Source organism: Streptomyces sp. R11 (assembly GCF_041051905.1).
In the GTDB taxonomy this organism is placed as follows: Bacteria; Actinomycetota; Actinomycetes; order Streptomycetales; family Streptomycetaceae; genus Streptomyces.
This window is the reverse complement of record NZ_CP163432.1, coordinates 1,804,382-1,824,358: the sequence shown is the minus strand read 5'-3', so window position 1 is coordinate 1,824,358 and position 19,977 is coordinate 1,804,382. Positions and strand designations below refer to the sequence as shown.

The following is a 19,977-nucleotide window of genomic DNA, read 5'->3' as shown; positions in this document are numbered from 1 at the left end:
TTGTGCTAGCCCGCCGCCCGCGTCTCGGCCCCGGGCAACGGAGGCAGCGCAGCCCCGTGCACCCACGCCTCGAACAACTCCTCCACCGGCTCGGTCGCGAACCGGGCCACGTACGAGGTGAAGGCCTGGGTCGTCACCGTGCCGTTGCGGTGCAGCTGGCCCCAGCCGCGCAGCATGCGGAAGAAGGCGATGTCCCCGAGCGCGCAGCGCACGGCGTGCAGGGTCAGGCCGCCGCGCTCGTACAGCCGGTCGTCGAACATCGACTTGCGCCCCGGATCCGCCAGCCGCAGATCCTGCGGCATCGACGACAGCAACCGGTGTGCGGCGGCGGCGAGTTGCTGCGCCGTACGCCCGCCCGAGCGCTCCGACCAGAGCCACTCCGCGTACTTCGCGAACCCCTCGTTCAGCCAGATGTGCCGCCAGTCGGCGATGGACACGCTGTTGCCGAACCACTGGTGCGCCAGCTCGTGCGCCACCAGCCGCTCCGAACCCCGCGCCCCGTCCACGTGGTTGGCGCCGAACAGCGACAGGCCCTGCGCCTCGACGGGCACATCGAGTTCCTCCTCGGTCACCACGACCGCGTACTCGTCGAAGGGGTAGGGCCCGAACAGCTCCTGGAACAGCTCCATCATCTGCGGCTGGCGGGCGAAGTCCCGCGAGAACTCCGGCAGCAGATGCGCCGGGATGTGCCCGTGCTGCGGAATCCCGCCCAGGCCCGGGTCGCCCAGCAGCACAGTCTGGTACTTGCCGATCGACAGCCCGACCAGATAGCTGGACGTCGGCGCCGACTGCTCGTACACCCAGGTGGTCGTGGACGCCTTCGTCGTACGGGTCAGCAGCCGCCCGCCCGCGACCACCGCGTACGCCGACGGCGTGGTGATCGAGATCTGGTACGACGCCTTGTCGGCGGGCCGGTCGTTGCACGGGTACCAGGACGGCGCCCCGATCGGCTGGCTCGCCACCAGCGCCCCGTCCTCCAGCTCCTCCCAACCGAGCCCGCCCCAGGGGCTGTTCACCGGCTTGGGGTTGCCCGACCAGTGCACCTCGACCGTGAAGGCCGCCCCGGCACGGATCGGCTTGGCGGGGCGGATCCGCAGCCGCCCTCCGCGGTGGGTGTAGTGCGGCTGCCGTCCCTCGACCCGGACCCGCCCGATCTTGAAGTCGGCAAGGTTCAGCACGAACTCGGTCAGCGGCGCCCGTCCCGCTATGGCGTTGATCCGGGCCGCCCCGGAGAGCCGGTTCGGGCCCGGGCGGTAGTCCAGCGCGAACTCGTACCGGTGCACCCGGTACCTGGGATCGCCGTGCTCCGGGAAGTACGGGTCCGCGCCTGCCGTCTGCTGAACTGCCACTGCTGTCTGTGCTCCCTGCGCCGTACTGCTGCCGCTCCGTGCCGGCCCACTGCCCACCGGCCCCGAGTGGGCCGCGCTCAGGGACGCCATGCTTCGATCGGATTACCGAGCCAACGGGTGTCGTCGGGGACGGACTCCGCCGCCATGACGAGCGACGCGGGACCCAGTGTCGTACGGGCCCCGATCGCGCTGCCCGGAAGGACGATCCCGCCAGGACCCAGCGTCGCGCCCTCACGGAGGACCACAGTATCCGTCCGCAAGATCCGGTCGTGGAAGAGGTGTGTCTGGAGCACACAGCCCCGGTTCACGGTGGCGGCGTCCTCAAGTGTCACCAGGTCGGTCTCGGGCAGCCAGTAGCTGTCCACCCACACGCCCCTGCCGATGTGCGCCCCGAGCCCGCGCAGCCACACCGTCATCACCGGCGTCCCCGGCACCGAACCCGCCAGCCACGGCACGGCGAGCACCTCGACGAACGTGTCCGCCAGCTCGTTGCGCCACACGAACCCGGACCACAGCGGATGCTCCCCGCTGCGGTGCCGGCCCACCAGCACCCACTTCGCGACGATGGACACGAGCCCCGCCAAGGCACCGGCCCCGAGCAGCACCAGCCCCGACAGCAGCGGCGCCCAGACCCCCAGCGCGCACAGCGCCGCGATGGTCAGCACCGCCAGCCCCGCGGAGCAGAACACCGGCACGATCCGGCACAGCTCCACGAGAGCGCGCGCCCACAGCAGCCGGGCCGGGGGATCGTACGTACGGCTCTGGTCGCCGTCGGCCGCGCTGCGCGGCAGCTTCACCGGCGGCAGCCCCAGATACGACGTGCCCTTCTTCGCCTTCTTCGGCGTCGCCGACAGCACGCCGACCAGGCCGCCCTCCGGCACGGTCCGCCCCGGCGCCGTCATCCCCGAGTTCCCGAGGAAGGCCCGCCGCCCGATCTCCGCCCGCCCGATCCGCATCCAGCCGCCACCGAGCTCGTACGGCGCGGTCAGCGTGTCGTCGGCCAGGAACGCGCCCTCACCGACCGTGGTCAGACTGGGCAGCGCCAGCACGGTCGACACCTCCGCACCCCGCCCGATCCGCATCCCGAGCAGCCGCAGCCACACCGGCGTGACCAGCCCGGCGTACAGCGGGAACAGGGTCTCGCGCGAGCGGTCCATCAGCTGCGTGACCGTCCAGGCCTGCCACCCGATCCGGCTGTGCGTGGGATGCGTCCCCTCGCGCAGACCGAGGCTCAGCAGCCGTACGCCGATCAGGATCAGCACGGCGTACGCCAGCCCGAAGGCGAGCGTCGCCGGTACGAGGGCCAGCGCGGCGCCCGTCAGGGGCGCGTCCGGCGTGAAGAACACCCGGCCCACCAGGAACGCCGCCACGCCCGCCAGCACAGGCAGGGCACTCAGCGCGAAGCCGGTGATGCCGTACATGACACGCCAGTACGTCCCGCGCCGCGGCCGTTCCTTCGGCCAGTTGCGCTTGGCCTTGCCCAGCTTGACCGCCGGGGCGCCAGCCCACCGCTGACCGGTGGGAACCTGCCCGGTGACCGCGGAACCGGGCGCCACCTCGGCCCGCTTGCCGACCCGGGCGCCGGGGAAGAGCATGCTGCGCGTGCCGACGACGGCATGCGCGCCCACCTTGACCGTGCCGATCTCCAGCCGGTCCCCGTCCAGCCAGTAGCCGGACAGATCCACCTCGGACTCGACGGCCGCGCCGCGCCCGAGCTTGAGCAGCCCGGTGACCGGCGGCAGCGAGTGCAGGTCGACGTCCGGCCCGACCTTGGCGCCCAGCGCCCGGGCATACCGCTCCAGCCAGGCCCCGGTCAGCGAGGTCGCCCCGCTGAACTCGGCCAGCCGCTCGGCCGCCCACAACCGCAGGTGCACACTGCCACCGCGCGCGTAACGTCCGGGCTTCACGCCCCTGAGCAGCAGCCGCGCACCCGCGGCGGCCACCGCGAGCCGCCCCGGCGGGCTGTACAGCACGACCGCTCCGACGGCGACGAGCCACCAGGGGCCCGTCGGCAGCCACCCGTAGGCGGGCAGCAGATTCCCGAGCGCGGCCAGCGGGACCGTCCAGCGCAGGCCGAGCAGCGTGAACAGCGGAACGAGAAGAAGGAGCTGCACCACCTGCGCGCGCCGGGGCACCGGCGCCACGAATCGTTCCGCCCCGTCGTCGTGCGCGGACTTCTCGAGGTGCCGGGCCAGCTTCCGCAGGACCGGCTGCTGGTAGATGTCCAGCACGGCCGCGCTCGGATAACGCATCCGCAGCCGAGTCGTCAGCTGTGCGGCGGCCAGACTGCTGCCGCCGATGGCGAAGAAGTCGTCGGATGCGCCGGACACGGGGATGCCGAGCACCTCGGCCCACTGCTCTGCGAGCCAGGCCTCGGTGCCGTAGAGCTGCTCCGCCGGACCGCCGGTCTCCGGGCCTTCCAGCGGCCAGGGCAGCGCGTTCCGGTCCACCTTGCCCGAGGTACGGGTCGGCAGCTCCTCGACCGGCGCCAGCAACGGCACGAGCGCGGCGGGCAGCGCGCCGCGCAGTTTCTCGACGGCGACGGCGTGATCCCAGCCGTCCTGCGTGACGACGTACCCGACGAGCAGCTGGTTGCCGCTGCGAGCGGTCCGCACGGCGGAAGCCGCACCGGCCACACCCGGCAGCGCCTGCAACGCGGCGTCCACCTCACCGAGCTCGATCCGCCGCCCGCCGAGCTTGATCTGCTCGTCGGCCCGCCCGAGGAAGACCAGCCCCTCCGGCTCGGCCTTGACGAGGTCACCGCTGCGATACGCCCGCTCCCAGCCCAGCGACTCCAGCGGCGCGTACTTCTCCGCGTCCTTCTCGGCGTCGAGATACCGGGCCAGCCCGACCCCGCCGATCACCAGCTGCCCGCTGGCGCCCATCGGAACGGGCTCTCCGGCCTCGTCGACGACGGCCAGCTCCCAGCCGTCCAGCGGCAGCCCGATCCGGATCGGCTCCGCACCGCTCATCAGCGACGCACAGGCGACGACGGTCGCCTCGGTCGGGCCGTACGTGTTCCAGACCTCGCGCCCCTCGGTCACCAGCCGCTGCGTCAGCTCGGGCGGGCAGGCCTCGCCGCCGAAGATCAGCAGGCGTACGTCGTTGAGGGTCTCGGGCTCCCACAGCGCGGCGAGCGTGGGCACGGTCGACACGACCGTGATCTCCTGCTCGACCAGCCAGGGCCCGAGATCGGCACCGCTCCTGACCTGCGCACGCGGCACCGGCACCAGACAGGCCCCGTACCGCCACGCCAGCCACATCTCCTCGCAGGACGCGTCGAACGCGACCGACAGCCCCGCCATGACCCGGTCCCCGGGCCCGATCGGCTCCTCGGTGAGGAACAGCGCGGCCTCGGCGTCAACGAACGCGGCGGCACTGCGGTGCGAGACCGCGACACCCTTGGGCTTCCCGGTGGAGCCGGACGTGAAGATGATCCACGCGTCGTGCTCGACGCCGGGACGGGCGGCGGGGCACTCGGACGTGCCGTGCACGGTGATCTCGTGCCCGGCGCCGACGACGGCCCGCACCTCCGCCTCCCCGAACACCAGCTCTGCCCGCTCGTCCGGGTCCTCGGCGTCGACGGGGACGTACGCGGCACCGGCCGCGAGCACGGCGAGGATCGCCACGTAGAGGTCATTGGTGCCGGACGGCACCCGCACGCCCACCCGGTCGCCGAGCCCGACCCCGGCCGCGCCGAGCTTGCGCCGCAGCCGCTCGACCTCGACGGCCAGCGCACGGTAGGTAAGGCTGGTCGCGCCGTCGTCCAGCGCCGGCTCGTCCGGGTGGGACCGCACGGACGCCTCGAAGACGTCGACGAGCGTGCGCGGGGAGGCCGCCGGGCCTGAGGAGAAACGTGCCGTGTCACCGAACCGCTGGTGGATCTCTGCGCCGAGCTCTTCGTCGAGCAGGCCGAGAGCATTGCTCTCCTGTATGGCTGCCATCCGGTCCTCGCGTCTCGATCCCGGAAGCCTCCGGGGCGCTGGCGGGCCCGCAGGTCTGCCTGGGGTTGTCCGGCGCCAGCTCCGTAACAAGCCGGAAATTTTAGTACGAAGCTAGGTTCGGGCCCTTCGATACGCCACTTGGAGCAGCCGTTCGGGGCGATGCGGGGGTGGGGGAGCAGGCGCTGACCTGGTGATCTTCGACGGAACGAGACTTCCCCCACACAACGAGCGAGGGCCGTGACCTCATGGTCACGGCCCTCGCTGTTTCGCGTGTCCGAGGGGGGACTTGAACCCCCACGCCCGATAAAGGGCACTAGCACCTCAAGCTAGCGCGTCTGCCATTCCGCCACCCGGACAAGGTGTCTGTCGCGCGGGGCTTCCCTCGCGGCGACAGAGAAAACATTACCAGGCTTCGAGGGGTGCCCGATCACCCCCCGTCGCGGCGTGAACGGTGTGTGACGGGCAGCGGCCGGTCTTGGGCGGGGACGGTGGGAGAGGGAGGATGAGGGGGACGACCAGCAGCGACAGCGCGGGAGGAAGCAGCGTGAGCGAGACGGACACGGCCAGGGGCGTCACCGGCGAGGACGAGGTCGTGGACCTCTGCCGCGAGCTGATCCAGATCGACACCAGCAACTACGGCGACCACTCGGGTCCCGGTGAGCGCAAGGCGGCCGAGTACGTCGCCGAGAAGCTCGCCGAGGTGGGCCTCGAGCCGAAGATCTTCGAGTCGCACCCGGGACGCGCCTCCACCGTGGCGCGGATCGCGGGGGAGGACCCCTCCCGGCCCGCGCTGCTCATCCACGGCCACACCGACGTCGTGCCGGCCAACGCGGACGACTGGACGCACCACCCCTTCTCCGGCGAGGTCGCCGACGGGTGCGTGTGGGGGCGCGGGGCCGTCGACATGAAGGACATGGACGCGATGACGCTGGCGGTCGTACGCGACCGGCTGCGCAGTGGCCGCAGGCCGCCGCGGGACATCGTGCTCGCGTTCCTCGCCGACGAGGAGGCCGGCGGCAAGTTCGGCGCGCGGTTCCTCGTCGACAAGCACCCGGACCTCTTCGAGGGCGTCACCGAGGCGATCAGTGAGGTGGGCGGGTTCTCGTTCACCGTGAGCGAGGAGCGGCGGCTCTATCTGATCCAGACGGCCGAGAAGGGCATGCACTGGATGAAGCTGACCGTGGCCGGCACGGCGGGGCACGGTTCGATGATCCACCGGGACAACGCGATCACCGAGCTGTCGGAGGCGGTCGCCCGGCTGGGCCGGCACAAGTTCCCGGTGCGGGTCACCAAGACCACCCGGGCCTTCCTCGACGAACTCGGCGACGCCCTCGGCACCGAGCTCGACCCGGAGAACATGGAGGGCACCCTCGCCAAGCTCGGCGGCATCGCCAAGCTGATCGGCGCGACCCTGAGCAACACGGCCAACCCGACGCAGCTAGGCGCCGGCTACAAGGTCAACGTCATCCCGGGCGAGGCCACCGCGCACGTCGACGGCCGCTTCCTGCCCGGATTCGAGGAGGAGTTCCTCGCCGACCTCGACAAGATCCTCGGGCCGAGCGTGCGGCGCGAGGACGTGCACGCCGACAAGGCCGTCGAGACCGGCTTCGACGGGCCGCTCGTGGCGGCGATGCAGTCCGCGCTGGTGGCCGAGGACCCGGCCGCGAAGGCGATCCCCTACATGCTCTCCGGCGGAACCGACGCCAAGTCCTTCGACGACCTGGGCATCCGCGGGTTCGGCTTCGCGCCGCTGAAGCTGCCGCCGGAGCTGGACTTCGCGGGCATGTTCCACGGCGTCGACGAGCGGGTGCCGGTGGACGGCCTGCAATTCGGGGTCCGAGTGCTCGACAGGTTCATCGATGCGTCCTGAATTGGCCAACTGAAACGACACTTCAGTATTCGGCCAGACGTACTGGGCGTGCCCGGGGAGAGTGAACACACTCATAGGGTCGTAGCCCTATTAGTTCCTCCTCGTTACAGGTGATGCGATCAGCTACTTGTGATCGCATTGCCAACAAGGAGGAATAATGATCAAGAAGGTCGTCGCCGCTGCGGCTGCCACTGGTGGGCTGGTTCTCGCGGGCGCGGGCCTCGCCGTCGCCGACTCCGGTGCCCAGGGTGCTGCCGTGCACTCCCCGGGTGTCCTGTCGGGCAACGTCGTTCAGGCGCCGATTCACGTCCCCGTGAACGTCTGCGGCAACACGATCTCGGTGATCGGGCTGCTGAACCCCGCCTTCGGCAACACCTGCATCAACAAGTGACGTTGTGCCTCGCCCCGTGAATGGGGCTGAGCCCGTCGGCCCCGGAGCGCGTGCCATGCGCTCCGGGGCCGACCGGCCTTTTCTACAGCGTCGGTGGATTTCCGGCGTCGTATTTTCGGAACAAGGTCGAAGGCAGGTAAGAAGCGAATGCGACAGGTCACCCGCAAGGGCCTGATGACCGTGGCGGCCGCGACCGGCATCGTCGCCGCCGCGGGCGGCGCCGCCCACGCGACCGGCTCGGGTGCGCACGGCTCCAGCGCGAACTCGCCCGGCGTGCTGTCGGGCAACACGGTGCAGGCGCCGGTGCACGTGCCGGTCAACGTCTGCGGCAACACGGTCGACGTCGTCGGGGTGCTCAACCCGGCGAGCGGCAACAGCTGTGGCAACCAGGGCGGCGGTTCGTCCGGCGGCCACGAAGGTTCGGGGGCGTCGGCCGGCGGGCACGCCACCGACTCGCCCGGTGTCGGCTCCGGCAACCATGTCCAGGCGCCGATCCATGTGCCGGTCAACGTGTGTGGCAACACCGTCGACATCATCGGCATCGGCAACTCCGCCGAGGACAACGACTGCTCCAACAACGGCGGCGGGAGTCACACCCCGCCGGGCGGCGGTCACGAGAACCCGCCCGGGTCGCCGGAACAGCCGGGCAATCCCGGGAACCCTGGAAACCCCGGCAACCCTGAGCAGCCGGGCAACCCTGGGAACCCCGGCAATCCGGAGAACCCCGGAAACCCCGAGCAGCCGGGTAACCCGGGCAACCCCGGCAACCCCGACGAGCCGGGCAACCCCGGCTCCCCGGGCACGCCGCCCGGCGCGGGCGGCCTGACTCCGGGCGGCTCCTCGCAGGGCAACCACCCGGGCGCCCACTTCGTCACCCAGCCCCAGGGTGACGCCGAGCTCGCCCAGACCGGTGTCGACCTGCCGATGGGCCTCGCCCTGCCGGTCGGTGCGGGGGCGCTGCTCGCGGGCGCGGTGCTGTACCGCAAGGCACGGCCCTCGGCGTAGGACGTAGGCGTCCGGCACGCAACGGAGCGGGCCCCGCGTCGGCGGGGCCCGCTCCGTGTGTTTCCTCTTCTGCTGTCCTGTCCGTCCTGCGGTCCCTGTCTCGCTGTGTGGCCTCTCAGCTCACCATGTGGCCCGCACCTGGCGGATGATCCGGCGCCGCAGCCGCACCCTGCGGCTGCCGTCGCGCAGCAGGCTCAGGCGGTCCAACTCCCAGTGTCCGTACTCGGCATGGTCCGTCAGCAGGCGTGTGGCGTCCTTGCGGGAGACCCCGCGCGGTACGTACACGTCGACAAATTCGTATTCCGGCATCGCATCTATTGTGCGGGCTGGGGCCCGGTACGGATAGCGTCTGCACTATGTCTGATGCTGTGCAGCCCACCGCTGCCGAGGTACGCGCCGCCGCCGAGGCGGTCAAGACCGCGCTCGACCGCCACCTGGCCGCGGTCGAACGTCGGTCGGGTGAGGACGACCCGGCCGTCTACGAGGCGTTCAACCAGCTGGCCGCAGCCGCCGAGGTCTACGACGAGCTGCTCTACGACCGCTACGACGAGGTCACGCCCTTCGAGATCCCCGGTACGGAGGACGCGCTGCCGCCGTACACGGGACCCGAGGAACCGAGCGCTGTGAGCGTGCTGATCCGCCGCGACTACGTCGTGGTGGAGCCGCAGCGACTGCGGGCGCATGCCGAGCGGATCGAGGCGGCGGACTACGACGACGCTTCGGACGCGGATGCCTCCGGCACGGTGCACGGGGCGCTCGGCATCCTCTTCGGCGAGTTCGAGCCGGACGAGATCGCCTCCCGGCACAAGGAGTTCGGCCTGGAGGAGGGCGACTCCACGCTCTGGGTGACCGCGTCGGACGAGCAGCCCGAACCCGGGGAATGGCTGGAGGCGCCCTTCGAGGGGGTCGATCCGCAGCGGGTGGTCTGCCGCTTCGACGTCAGCACGGTGTTCGACGAGGACCTGGACGACGTCGACGAGTCGGAGGACGAGGACGCCGACGAGAGCGACGGCGACGAGGACCTCGAGGACGAGCTCGACAGGGATCTGGACGAGGAAGACGATCTGGAGCCACTGGACGCGGATCGCTGACATGGCTCGCTGAGGTGGATCGCTGCGGCGATTACCGAAGCGGGGCGCGGTTGTTTCGAGGCGGCGGCGGTCACGGATGAACACCGTGACCGCCGCCGCCTCGCCTTCGTGTGCGCGACCCCCGCGTCTCCGGGTCGGCCGAGGCCGGTCAGCCCTGCGCCGGCACCTGCGTGCTGAGCAGGACGGGGAGGCGGGTCGTGCGCGGCTTCGCGGGGACCTCGGCGACGGCTCGGGGGAGGGCCTGCTCCACGCCGTGGACCACGGAGAGGTGGCGGTCGGCTCGGCTGAAGGCCGTGTAGACCCAGGGGCGGCTGAGGGCCTGGGCCGCGTCGCCGGGGAGGACCACGACCACCGCGGGCCAGCGGGCGCCCGCGGCCTGGTGTGCGGTCAGGGCCCAGCCGTGCCGTACTGCTTGCTCCACCCGTTCCTTCGGTACGACGACGGCCTCGCCCTCGCAGGACAGGTGCAGTCCCTCGGCGTCGGCCTTCACCACCTGACCCGGCACCATACGGCCCGGCGCGGGGGAGTAGGCCACGCGGTCACCGGGGTCGAAGCCGCCGAAGCGGCCGGGGCCGGGGTTGAGGCGTTCCTTGAGGGCGGTGTTGAGCGCGCGCGTGCCGGCCGCGCCGCCGTGGCCCGGCGTGATCACCCGGGTCTCCTCGGCGGGGACACCGAACGCGCGCGGCACCGAGTCCGCGACGAGCTGCACGGTGCGGTGCACGGCCTCGCCCGCGTCCCGCACCGGCACGATCACGACCTCCTTGCCGGGTGCCTCGACCTGGTTGAGCTCACCGATGCCGATCCCGGACACCAACTCGCCCAGCGGGCCGGGATCCGGCTGCCTCGAGGCGATCTGCGGACAGCTCCGCGCCGCCAGCAGGTCGGCGAACACCCGCCCGGGCCCCGCCGACCACAGCACCGCGGGATCCCCGGCCAGCACCAGCCGCGCCCCGTCCGGCAACGACTCCGTGAGCAGGGCGGCCGTCTCGACATCCACCTGCGGTGCGTCCAGTACGACGAGCAGATCGAGGTCGAACGCACCGTCCGCGTCCCGGCCGGGCCCTTCGGCGCCGGAGAGCAGACCGGCCACGGTGGCGACGCCGGGTGCGCCGCTTTCGCCCAGCCGTGCGGCGAAGCGGACCCGCCCGATCGGGCTGTGGGTGGCCGCCCAGGCCCGCAGCCCGAGAGCCTGCGCCGCGTGCAGCAGCGCCGCCGGTTCGGACAGGGACGCCTCCCCGCCGGTGTGCAGGACCAGGCCATGGGCCGCCACCGCGCGGACCAGGTCGGCGGCGGCGCCCGCGCCGGCCGCGACCCGCTCCCAGTCCTCGGCCGAACCGTCCTGCTTCGGCGCCGAGTTGATCAGGCGGGCGAGTCCGTCGGCGAGGCTCTCCTCCGCGAGGGCGTACCGCTCCAGACCGACCAGGACACGGACCGGCCGCTCCTCATCCCCTTCCTCGGCCTGGTCGTCCGGCCGGGCCGGGGCGCCGGGCGCGTCCAGGGCGTCCTGGAAGGCCAGGGCCTCGCCCTCGGCCAGGGTGTTCTGCACGGCGGCATCGGCGTCGGGCACGCCCCGCTGGTTCAGCGCGGCCGTGAGCGTCGCCAGCTCCAGGGCCGTGTGCCCGGCCAGCGCCGCCTGTTCCAGCAGCCAGACCGTGACCGCCCGGCCGCGCCGCTCGTCGTCGGGTCCGCACTCCGCGCCGAGCAGCGCCCGCGCGAACCCGTCGGCCTGCTCCGGCCGTACGCCGCCGATCCGCAGCAACTGCCAGGGATCCGCACGCAGTTGGTCACCCGCGGCTTCGCCGAGGACCGCGGCGGCCTGCGGGGCGAGAGCCTCCGGTGCACCACCGTCGGCCAGCACTTGCCGCACCGACTCGACGGCCTCCGGCGCCGGAGCCGCGGCCGCGTCGGCCGCCACGGGCCGCGGCGGACGCACCGGCTCCGGGGCCGGGCGGCGCGGAGGCTCCGGCTCGCTGAAGACCGTGGCCGGCGGCTTCGCGCCGCTCTCCACGGCCCGTACGGCGGCCAGCAGATCGGCGGCCTTCCCGCTGAGCTTGGCCCCGCTCTCCACGGGCCCCTGCCGCTCGGCCTTGCGCCGCTCGATCCGCTCCCGCTCGATCCGCTGAGCGGCGATCTCGGCCTCGGCCTCCGACAACTGCGCCCCGTCGTCGCCGTCCTTGGCCGCGGAGTCCTGGACGGCGGCTTCCCCATCACCACCGTCCGCCGCGACGGCAGGGCTCTCGCCCGCGCCTTCGCCTTCCGCGGCCAGGCGGTCCTCGGAAGCCAATTCGCCCCCGGCGTCGGAGCCCCGGTCCACCGCGTCGCCCCTGTCGGCCCCCGCCTCCCCGGTTGGCCGCTCCCCGGCACCTCCGGCGCTCGTCGGCCCCGGCTCGGTGTTCCCCGTGGTCTCGGGCGGCTCCGTGCTCACAGCGTGCTCCAGTCGTGATCGGGATAGCGGTGCACGGGCGCCGACACATCGTCGAGCGCCCGGCAGATCTCGTCAGGAAGACTAAGGGCCTCCACTGACAATGCCGCCGTGAGCTGCTGCGCGTTGCGCGGGCCGATGATGGGCGCGGCCACGCCGGGGCGGTCGCGGATCCAGGCGAGGGCGACCTGCAGCGGGGTCACGGCCAGCCCGTCGGCGGCCGTCTGCACGGCGTCCACGATGCGGCTCGCCGTGTCGTCGAGGTACGGCGCGACGAAGGGCGCCAGATGCTCCGAGGCGCCGCGTGAGTCGGGCGGCGTGGCGTTGCGGTACTTGCCGGTCAGTACGCCCCGGCCGAGCGGGGAGGAGGGGAGCATGCCGATGCCCAGGTCCAGCGCGGCCGGCAACACCTCGCGCTCCACGCCCCGCTGGAGCAGGGAGTACTCCAGCTGTGTGCTCGCCAGCCGGGTGCGTATGCCCGGCGCCGCGAGCTGCCAGGTCCCCGCCTTGGCGAGCTGCCAGCCGCAGAAGTTGGAGACGCCGGCATAGCGGGCGCGCCCGCTGCTGACGGCCAGGTCGAGGGCATGGAGGGTCTCCTCCAGCGGCGTGTACGGATCGAAGGCGTGGATGTGCCAGACGTCGACGTACTCCGTGCCGAGCCGGGCCAATGAGGCGTCCAGCGCGGAGAGCAGATGGCCGCGCGAGCCGTCGAAGCGGCGGTCCGGGTCGGGAACGCTGCCCGCCTTCGTCGAGATGACCAGGTCCCGGCGCGGGACGAGCCCCTCCATGAGCCGGCCGAGCAGGTACTCGGCCTCCCCGTCGCCGTACACGTCGGCCGTGTCGACGAGGGTGCCGCCCGCCTCCCAGAAGGTTTTCAAGAGGTCGGCCGCATCGTGCTCGTCGGTGTCCCTGCCCCACGTGAGGGTGCCGAGCCCGATCCGGGACACGCGCAGGCCGGTGCGGCCGAGATGCCTCTGCTCCATGAACGCCGAGATTACTGGCCAGAACCTGCCGTGTGGGGGCCTGTGGATAACCAGTTTTCCGGACGGTGACCGGCGATACCGACGGCTGTGCAGCCGCCTCCGGGGCGACGCCCGCCACACTGGCCTCCCCGCGGGACGTCCCCCGCGCTAAGGTCGGGCCCACAAGGGACGTTACTGATCGGTAAGGGGATCGGCCATGCAGCTCGGGATCAACCTCGGCTACTGGGGTGCCGGAATGGACGCGGACAACCTCGCCGTCGCGCAGGAGGCCGACCGGCTGGGGTACGCCGTGTGCTGGGCCGCCGAGGCGTACGGCTCGGACGCGGCCACCGTGCTGAGCTGGGTCGCCGCCCAGACCGAGCGCATCGACGTCGGCTCCGCCATCTTCCAGATCCCGGCCCGCCAGCCGGCGATGACGGCCATGACGGCCGCGACCCTGGACTCGCTCTCCGGCGGCCGTTTCCGGCTCGGCCTCGGCGTCTCCGGGCCGCAGGTCTCCGAGGGCTGGTACGGCGTCAAGTTCGACAAGCCGCTGGCGCGCACGCGTGAGTACGTCGAGATCGTCCGCAAGGCCATGACGCGCGAACGCCTCTCGTACGAAGGCCGGCACTGGACGCTGCCGCTCCCCGACGGCCCCGGCAAGCCGATCAAGCTGACCGTGCACCCCCAGCGTGAGCACATCCCGCTGTACATCGCCGCCATCGGCCCGAAGAACCTCGAGCAGACCGGCGAGATCGCCGACGGTGCCCTGCTGATCTTCCCCTCCGCCGAGCACCTGGAGGACACGACGATCAAGTACCTGCGCGCCGGACGCGAGAAGGCCGGCAAGACCCTCGACGGGTTCGACGTCTGCCCGACCCTGCCGCTCGCCGTGGGCGACGACAAGGACGTGGCCACGCTGGCCGACACCTTCCGCCCCTACACCGCGCTGTACGTCGGCGGCATGGGCAGCCCCAAGCAGAACTTCTACAACCAGCTCGCCCAGCGCATGGGGTACGAGAAGGAAGCCGCCGAGATCCAGACCAAGTACCTCTCCGGCGACAAGCAGGGCGCCGCGGCCGCCGTACCGCACGACCTGATCGACCGGACCGCGCTGCTCGGTTCCGTCGACCGGATCGCCGACCGGATGAAGGCCTACGCCGCGGCCGGGGTCACCACCTTGTCCCTCGCGCCCGCGGGCTTCACGCTCGACGAGCGGCTCGCCTCGCTCCGGGCCGGCACCGAGGCCCTGGAGCGCGCCGGGCTCGCGTGACGCCCGGCGTCACCGGCAGACCGTAGGACCTGCCAAGTTTCAGCGGCCGTGGTGGGGGCTCGGGGGTCTTCCCCGCCACGGCCGTCATGCAGAACAACGCGCGCGTGTCCAAGCGGTTACGCCCGCGTCGTGACCCCGATCGTCATTCTTTTGGCGGAGTTGTCCGACACAGCTGTTGCAGCACCTCTCTTACCGCATTTGACTCGTTCTTTGCGGAATCCTGCGGCGTCCTGCAGAGAGGTGCCCCACGATGCTTTCGGCCAAGAGTCTGTTCCAGGAGATCATCGACAACGACGAGTCCTTCCGCCTGTTCTGCTCCATCGCGGCCAGCGGCGAGACCCAGGGCGGCTGGGAGAACGCGCGTATCGCCGCGCTCGTCCCGGAGAGCCAGCGCGCGCTCGCGCCCAAGATCACCCGGCACGGGGCTGACGAGGACAAGCACGGGCGGATCTTCAACGCCCTGATGAAGAAGCGCGGCCTCGAACCCGTCCCCGTCCCGCCCGAGACCGACTACACGATGCTGCTGGAGCAGCACGGCATCGGTCTCGCCCACGAGAAGCTCAAGTCCGAGCAACCGCTCACGGTCGAGGACATCATCGTCTACCTGTCCCACAGCCGGGTCACCGAGCAGCGGGCCGCCGACCAGATGGTGATGCTCAGGAAGTACTTCGCCGACCACCCGGTCGTCGGCAAGGCCGTGCGGATGATCTCCAACGACGAGGACAATCACCTCGCGTACACCCATGAGGAACTGCTGCGCTTCGCGGCAGCAGGCCGCGGCAGGCTGATCCAGCGGACGCTGCGCGAGTGCGCGCTCGCCGAGATCGGGGTCTACCGGGACGTCAGCCTCGCGGTCATGGACCACATGGGGCGCATCCTCGGCTGGTCCCGCCCCAAAGCGGCCGTGCTCGCCGCGGGCATCCACGCCATGTACCTCTGGGAGCGGCTCGCGGGCTGGCGGCGCATGGTGTCCCTGAGGATGCCGGAACGACGCGACGCCCTCGGCGGACCCGCCACGTCCGCGCCCGAGTTCGCCTGACCGCATCCGGTCCCTACAGCCAGCCCCGGCGTTTGAACAGCCGGTACAGCAGCACCTCCAGGGCGGCCATGCCCGCGATCAGCGCCGGATACGACCACCGCCAGGTCAGCTCCGGCATGTGCTCGAAGTTCATGCCGTAGATCCCCGCGATCATCGTGGGGACCGCGGCCATGGCCGCCCATGCGGAGATCTTCCGCACGTCGTCGTTCTGCCGGACGCTCGTCTGTGCGAGGTGCGCCGAGAGGATGTCGGAGACGAGTCGGTCGAGGCCCTCGACCGACTCGTTCACGCGCGTGAGGTGGTCGCTGACATCACGGAAGAAGGGCTGCGCCTTGTCGTGCACGAAGGGCACCCGCGAGCCCAGCAGACCCGTACCGGCCAGCCGGGACAAGGGCTGCGCCAGCGGGCCGGTGGCCCTGCGGAACTCCACGATCTGCCGTTTGAAGTTGTAGATGCGGGACGCCGTGTGCCGTGCGCCCCCGCCGGTCGGCGAGAACACATCCGCCTCCAGCTCCGCCAGGTCCGTGCCCAACTCGTCCGCCACGTCCACGTAGTGGTCGACCACGGCGTCGGCGATCGTGTACAGCACCGCCGTGGGACCGTGCCGGAGCATCTCCGGCTCGTGCTCCAGACGGCGCCGTACCGCCCCCAGCGGCGCCTCCTCGCCGTGCCGGACGGTCACCACGAACGAGTCGCCGATGAAGACCATCACCTCGCCGGAGGTGACCACGTCGCTCTCCGGCTCGTAACCGACCGGCTTGAGGACCATGAACAGCGAGTCGTCGTACACCTCCAGCTTGGGACGCTGGTGCGCGTTCAGCGCGTCCTCCACGGCCAGCGGATGCAGTCCGAACTCCTCGGTGACCTTGTCGAACTCCTTCGCCGTCGGTTCGTACAGGCCGATCCAGACGAACGCGTCGTCCTGGAGGCGGCACAGATCCAGGGCGTCGGAGAAGTCCCCCGGCCCCGGTGTCCGGCGCCCGTCCCGGTAGATGGCGCAGTCGACGATCACGGAGCGTATTCTCCCGCCGTCCGGCCACGAACGCACCCCGTCGTGCGCCTACCCTGGGCGTCATGCCCACGCTGATCCTGGTCCGGCACGGACGTTCCACCGCCAACACCGAGGGACTGCTCGCCGGGTGGATGCCCGGCGTCGCCCTCGACGAGCGCGGGGCCGAGCAGGCCGCCGCACTGCCCGGACGGCTCGCCGAGCTGCCGCTGTCCGAGGTCGTCACGAGCCCGCTCCAGCGCTGTCAGGAGACGATGCGGCCGCTCCTCGAAGCCCGGCCCGGACTCACCGCGCACACCGACGAGCGGATCGGGGAGTGCCACTACGGCGACTGGTCCGGCCGCAAGCTCGCCGAACTCAAGGACGAGCCGCTGATGGAGGTCGTCCAGGCGCACCCGTCGGCGGCCGCGTTCCCGGGCGGCGAGTCGATGCGGGCGATGCAGACCCGGGCCGCCGAGGCCGTACGCGAGTGGAACGCGCGCGTGGAGCGCGATCACGGCGGTGACGCCGTGTACCTGATGTGCTCGCACGGCGACATCATCAAGTCCCTTGTCGCGGACGCACTGGGTCTTCATCTCGACCTCTTCCAAAGGATTTCCGTTGAACCGTGTTCCATCACAGCGATCCGCTACACCCGCCTGAGGCCGTTTCTCGTACGCCTCGGGGACACCGGTGACTTCACGTCCCTCGCCCCGCGCGAGGAGCCGCCGGCCGGTGACGCGACGGTCGGGGGCGGCGCGGGCGCACCGTGATCGTCCGGCGCAGTAGGGTGAAGCGGTCGAAGCAGCGCCGTACTCACGACTGCGCCGACCCGCGATTCGCCGTACTCACGATTCCAATGGAGACAGGACGTGTCCCGTCAGGTGTTCCTCTACGACCCCCCGGACCGCTTCGTGGCCGGTACGGTCGGACTGCCCGGGCGCCGTACGTTCTTCCTCCAGGCCACCGCAGGCTCCCGGGTGACCAGCGTGGCCCTGGAGAAGACCCAGGTCGCCGCCCTCGCCGAGCGCATGGACGAGCTGCTCGACGAGGTCGTACGGCGTAGTGGCGGCAGCGCCTCCGTCCCCGCCATGGCGCCCTCCGAGATCGCCGACACCGAACCGCTGGGCACCCCCATCGAGGAGGAGTTCCGCGTCGGCACCATGGCCCTTGCCTGGGACGGCGAGGAGCAGCGGATGATCGTCGAGGCGCAGGCCCTCGTGGAACTCGACGCCGACTCCGAGGAGGACCTCGCCGAGGCCGAGGAGCGGCTGCTGCAGGACGAGGAGAACGGGCCCCCGATGCTGCGGGTCCGGCTCACCGGCGCGCAGGCGCGAGCCTTCGCCAAGCGTGCCCTGGACGTCGTCAACGCGGGGCGGCCGCCGTGTCCGCTGTGCAGCCTCCCGCTCGACCCGGAAGGACACGTATGTCCGCGCCAGAACGGATACCGCCGCGGAGCGTGACCTCGGTGGAGCTGCTCACCGAGGGTGAGCTGACCGTGCGCGGCCGCATCCGCGAGGCGTCCAACGCCGCGCTGTTCTGCACGGTCGCCCACGACGGGCACGAGGCGTCCTGCATCTACAAGCCGGTCGCCGGCGAGCAGCCGCTGTGGGACTTCCCCGACGGGACGCTCGCGCAGCGCGAGGTCGCCGCGTACGAGGTCGCCGAGGCGACCGGCTGGGGGCTCGTGCCGCCCACCGTGCTGCGGGACGGGCCGTACGGCGAGGGCATGGTCCAGCTGTGGATCGAGGTGACGCCCGGGGCCGAGCTGCTGGCCCTGGTCGACGGCGAGGAGCCCGAGCCCGGCTGGAAGGCCATCGGCTTCGCCGAGGTCGGCGAGGGGAGGACCGCGCTGCTGGTGCACGCCGACGACGAGCGGCTGCGGCGCCTGGCCGTCCTGGACGCCGTGATCAACAACGCCGACCGCAAGGGCGGGCACCTGCTGCCCACCGAGGGCGGCCGGTTGTACGGCATCGACCACGGTGTCACGTTCAACGTCGACAACAAGCTGCGGACCCTGCTGTGGGGCTGGGCGGGTGAGCCGCTGACCGCGGAGGCCGTCGAGGTGCTCGGCTCCCTGCGCAAGGGGCTGGAGGCGGGCGGTGAGCTCGCCGTGCGCCTGGCCGGGCTGATCACGGCCACCGAGGTGGAAGCCACGCGCGCGCGTGTCGAGGCGCTGCTGAGGTCCGGGAAGCATCCGGAGCCGAGCGGGGAGTGGCCGGCCATTCCCTGGCCGCCCGTGTAGGAGCACACTCTCCGGTATCGCTCGCAGCACAGCGGCCGGGATCGCGCAAGAACGTCTCACCGGCCATCCGGCCTGGTCCGGTTCGTGTACGGAACATCCGTCCGGTTAGGCTCATGACATGTATGCCTGGCCCGCTTCTGAGGTCCCCGCCCTGCCCGGTCAGGGCCGCGACCTGAGGATCCACGACACCGCGACCGGGGGCCTGGTCAGCCTCGACCCCGGTCCCGTCGCCCGTATCTACGTCTGCGGCATCACGCCGTACGACGCCACTCACCTGGGGCACGCGGCGACCTACAACGCGTTCGACCTCGTGCAGCGCGTGTGGCTCGACACCAAGCGGCAGGTTCACTACGTCCAGAACGTCACCGACATCGACGATCCGCTCCTGGAGCGGGCCGAGCGTGACGACATCGACTGGGCCGCCCTCGCCGAGAAGGAGACGGCCCTCTTCCGCGAGGACATGACCGCCCTGCGCATGCTGCCCCCGCGGCACTACATCGGCGCGGTCGAGGCGATACCCGGCATCGTGCCGCTCGTGGAGCGGCTGCGGGACGCGGGTGCCGCGTACGAACTCGACGGCGACATCTACTTCTCCGTGGAGTCCGACCCGAACTTCGGCAAGGTGTCCAACCTCGACGCCGCCGCCATGCGGCTGCTGTCCGCCGAGCGCGGCGGCGACCCGGAGCGGCCGGGCAAGAAGAACCCGCTCGACCCGATGCTGTGGATGGCCGCCCGCCCGGGCGAGCCCAGCTGGGACGGCGGTTCGCTCGGACGCGGCCGGCCCGGCTGGCACATCGAGTGCGTCGCCATCGCCCTCGACCACCTCGGCATGGGCTTCGACGTCCAGGGCGGCGGCTCCGACCTCGCCTTCCCGCACCACGAGATGGGCGCCTCGCACGCCCAGGTGCTCACCGGCGAGTTCCCCATGGCCAAGGCCTACGTCCACGCCGGCATGGTCGCGCTGCACGGCGAGAAGATGTCCAAGTCCAAGGGCAATCTCGTCTTCGTCTCCCAGCTGCGCCGCGACGGTGTCGACCCCGCCGCCATCCGGCTCGCCCTCCTCGCCCACCACTACCGGGCCGACTGGGAGTGGACCGATCGGGTGCTGGAGGACGCCGTGGCCCGCCTCGACCGGTGGCGTGCCGCCGTGTCCCGGCCCGACGGGCCGCCCGCGGAGGCGCTCGTCGAGGAGATCCGCGAGGCCCTCGCGAACGACCTGGACGCCCCGGCCGCGCTCACCGCGGTCGACCGCTGGGCCGCCGCACAGGAGGCGAGCGGCGGCACGGACCCGGGTGCCCCCGGCGTCGTATCGCGAGCTGTGGACGCGCTGTTGGGCGTGGCTCTCTAGGCGCCCCGGCAACCCCGGACACGAGAGGGGCGCTTCCTCCCCACGGGTGG

General features: G+C 71.7%; 16 protein-coding genes and 1 tRNA gene. 10 read left to right on the top strand and 7 right to left on the bottom strand.

Going from position 1 to position 19,977, the window contains the following annotated elements; all coding sequences use genetic code 11:
* Positions 1-5 precede the first annotated feature (5 nt).
* The 3 genes from AB5J55_RS08275 to AB5J55_RS08265 all read right to left on the bottom strand — a co-directional run bounded on the left by AB5J55_RS08275 (position 6) and on the right by AB5J55_RS08265 (position 5,649).
* Positions 6-1,349 (bottom strand): M1 family metallopeptidase, encoded by a 1,344-nt coding sequence (locus tag AB5J55_RS08275; RefSeq protein ID WP_369270015.1) that lies wholly within the window; start codon positions 1,347-1,349, stop codon positions 6-8.
* A 77-nt stretch (positions 1,350-1,426) separates the two neighbouring features.
* Positions 1,427-5,293, bottom strand: coding sequence for a Pls/PosA family non-ribosomal peptide synthetase (locus AB5J55_RS08270; protein WP_369270014.1), 3,867 nt, complete (start codon positions 5,291-5,293; stop codon positions 1,427-1,429).
* A gap of 271 nt (positions 5,294-5,564) precedes the next feature.
* Positions 5,565-5,649 (bottom strand) — tRNA-Leu (locus tag AB5J55_RS08265).
* 188 nt (positions 5,650-5,837) lie between these two features.
* On the opposite strand from AB5J55_RS08265, the gene AB5J55_RS08260 reads away from it, so the two are divergent.
* From AB5J55_RS08260 to AB5J55_RS08250, 3 genes are all read left to right on the top strand, one after another.
* Positions 5,838-7,163 carry a M20/M25/M40 family metallo-hydrolase gene (locus AB5J55_RS08260; protein ID WP_369270013.1) on the top strand — a complete coding sequence of 442 codons (1,326 nt, stop codon included), beginning with the start codon at positions 5,838-5,840 and terminating at the stop codon, positions 7,161-7,163.
* A 157-nt stretch (positions 7,164-7,320) separates the two neighbouring features.
* Entirely contained in the window at positions 7,321-7,554 is a 234-nt protein-coding gene (chpH, locus tag AB5J55_RS08255; protein WP_048584573.1) for a chaplin ChpH, read from the top strand.
* Between the two features lie 147 nt (positions 7,555-7,701).
* On the top strand, positions 7,702-8,559 hold the full coding sequence (locus AB5J55_RS08250; protein WP_369270012.1) for a chaplin: 858 nt from the start codon (positions 7,702-7,704) through the stop codon (positions 8,557-8,559).
* Between the two features lie 120 nt (positions 8,560-8,679).
* On the opposite strand, the gene AB5J55_RS08245 is transcribed toward AB5J55_RS08250, so the two are convergent.
* Entirely contained in the window at positions 8,680-8,868 is a 189-nt protein-coding gene (locus AB5J55_RS08245; protein WP_005485166.1) for a DUF5703 family protein, read from the bottom strand.
* 47 nt (positions 8,869-8,915) lie between these two features.
* Between AB5J55_RS08245 and AB5J55_RS08240 the strand changes: the two genes are divergently transcribed.
* A complete protein-coding gene (locus AB5J55_RS08240) occupies positions 8,916-9,650 on the top strand; it encodes a hypothetical protein (RefSeq protein WP_369270011.1) in 735 nt (244 codons plus the stop codon).
* 148 nt (positions 9,651-9,798) lie between these two features.
* Here the strand turns inward: AB5J55_RS08240 and AB5J55_RS08235 are convergent, their stop codons facing one another.
* Positions 9,799-12,075, bottom strand: coding sequence for a helix-hairpin-helix domain-containing protein (locus AB5J55_RS08235; RefSeq protein ID WP_369270010.1), 2,277 nt, complete (start codon positions 12,073-12,075; stop codon positions 9,799-9,801).
* Positions 12,072-13,055, bottom strand: coding sequence for an aldo/keto reductase (locus AB5J55_RS08230; RefSeq protein WP_369270009.1), 984 nt, complete (start codon positions 13,053-13,055; stop codon positions 12,072-12,074). The genes AB5J55_RS08235 and AB5J55_RS08230 overlap by 4 nt, the downstream gene beginning before the upstream one ends.
* Before the next feature lie 196 nt (positions 13,056-13,251).
* Between AB5J55_RS08230 and AB5J55_RS08225 the strand changes: the two genes are divergently transcribed.
* Positions 13,252-14,307, top strand: a complete 1,056-nt coding sequence (locus AB5J55_RS08225; RefSeq protein WP_369270008.1) for an LLM class F420-dependent oxidoreductase — start codon at positions 13,252-13,254, stop codon at positions 14,305-14,307.
* A 250-nt stretch (positions 14,308-14,557) separates the two neighbouring features.
* Entirely contained in the window at positions 14,558-15,346 is a 789-nt protein-coding gene (locus AB5J55_RS08220; protein ID WP_369270007.1) for a ferritin-like domain-containing protein, read from the top strand.
* 13 nt (positions 15,347-15,359) lie between these two features.
* Here the strand turns inward: AB5J55_RS08220 and corA are convergent, their stop codons facing one another.
* Positions 15,360-16,358, bottom strand: a complete 999-nt coding sequence (gene corA, locus AB5J55_RS08215; protein WP_369270006.1) for a magnesium/cobalt transporter CorA — start codon at positions 16,356-16,358, stop codon at positions 15,360-15,362.
* A 62-nt stretch (positions 16,359-16,420) separates the two neighbouring features.
* Between corA and AB5J55_RS08210 the strand changes: the two genes are divergently transcribed.
* The 4 genes from AB5J55_RS08210 (at position 16,421) to mshC (ending at position 19,927) form a co-directional block, all read left to right on the top strand.
* The gene (locus tag AB5J55_RS08210; protein WP_369270005.1) at positions 16,421-17,107 is read left to right on the top strand and encodes a histidine phosphatase family protein; all 687 of its coding nucleotides are present in this window, start codon (positions 16,421-16,423) and stop codon (positions 17,105-17,107) included.
* 99 nt (positions 17,108-17,206) lie between these two features.
* On the top strand, positions 17,207-17,797 hold the full coding sequence (locus AB5J55_RS08205; protein ID WP_362381002.1) for a DUF3090 domain-containing protein: 591 nt from the start codon (positions 17,207-17,209) through the stop codon (positions 17,795-17,797).
* Positions 17,761-18,579, top strand: coding sequence for an SCO1664 family protein (locus AB5J55_RS08200; RefSeq protein WP_369270004.1), 819 nt, complete (start codon positions 17,761-17,763; stop codon positions 18,577-18,579). Before AB5J55_RS08205 ends, AB5J55_RS08200 begins: the two co-directional genes overlap by 37 nt.
* Positions 18,580-18,697: 118 nt before the next feature.
* Positions 18,698-19,927, top strand: a complete 1,230-nt coding sequence (mshC, locus tag AB5J55_RS08195; RefSeq protein ID WP_369270003.1) for a cysteine--1-D-myo-inosityl 2-amino-2-deoxy-alpha-D-glucopyranoside ligase — start codon at positions 18,698-18,700, stop codon at positions 19,925-19,927.
* Positions 19,928-19,977: the final 50 nt, after the last annotated feature.

Excerpts from the sequence above, each read along its gene's own strand:
- AB5J55_RS08270 (WP_369270014.1), bottom strand. The coding sequence starts at position 5,293 with ATGGCAGCCATACAGGAGAGCAATGCTCTCGGCCTGCTCGACGAAGAG.
- chpH (WP_048584573.1), top strand. The coding sequence starts at position 7,321 with ATGATCAAGAAGGTCGTCGCCGCTGCGGCTGCCACTGGTGGGCTGGTT.
- AB5J55_RS08250 (WP_369270012.1), top strand. The coding sequence starts at position 7,702 with ATGCGACAGGTCACCCGCAAGGGCCTGATGACCGTGGCGGCCGCGACC.
- AB5J55_RS08245 (WP_005485166.1), bottom strand. The coding sequence starts at position 8,868 with ATGCCGGAATACGAATTTGTCGACGTGTACGTACCGCGCGGGGTCTCC.
- AB5J55_RS08240 (WP_369270011.1), top strand. The coding sequence starts at position 8,916 with ATGTCTGATGCTGTGCAGCCCACCGCTGCCGAGGTACGCGCCGCCGCC.
- AB5J55_RS08230 (WP_369270009.1), bottom strand. The coding sequence starts at position 13,055 with ATGGAGCAGAGGCATCTCGGCCGCACCGGCCTGCGCGTGTCCCGGATC.
- AB5J55_RS08225 (WP_369270008.1), top strand. The coding sequence starts at position 13,252 with ATGCAGCTCGGGATCAACCTCGGCTACTGGGGTGCCGGAATGGACGCG.
- AB5J55_RS08220 (WP_369270007.1), top strand. The coding sequence starts at position 14,558 with ATGCTTTCGGCCAAGAGTCTGTTCCAGGAGATCATCGACAACGACGAG.
- AB5J55_RS08210 (WP_369270005.1), top strand. The coding sequence starts at position 16,421 with ATGCCCACGCTGATCCTGGTCCGGCACGGACGTTCCACCGCCAACACC.
- AB5J55_RS08200 (WP_369270004.1), top strand. The coding sequence starts at position 17,761 with ATGTCCGCGCCAGAACGGATACCGCCGCGGAGCGTGACCTCGGTGGAG.
- mshC (WP_369270003.1), top strand. The coding sequence starts at position 18,698 with ATGTATGCCTGGCCCGCTTCTGAGGTCCCCGCCCTGCCCGGTCAGGGC.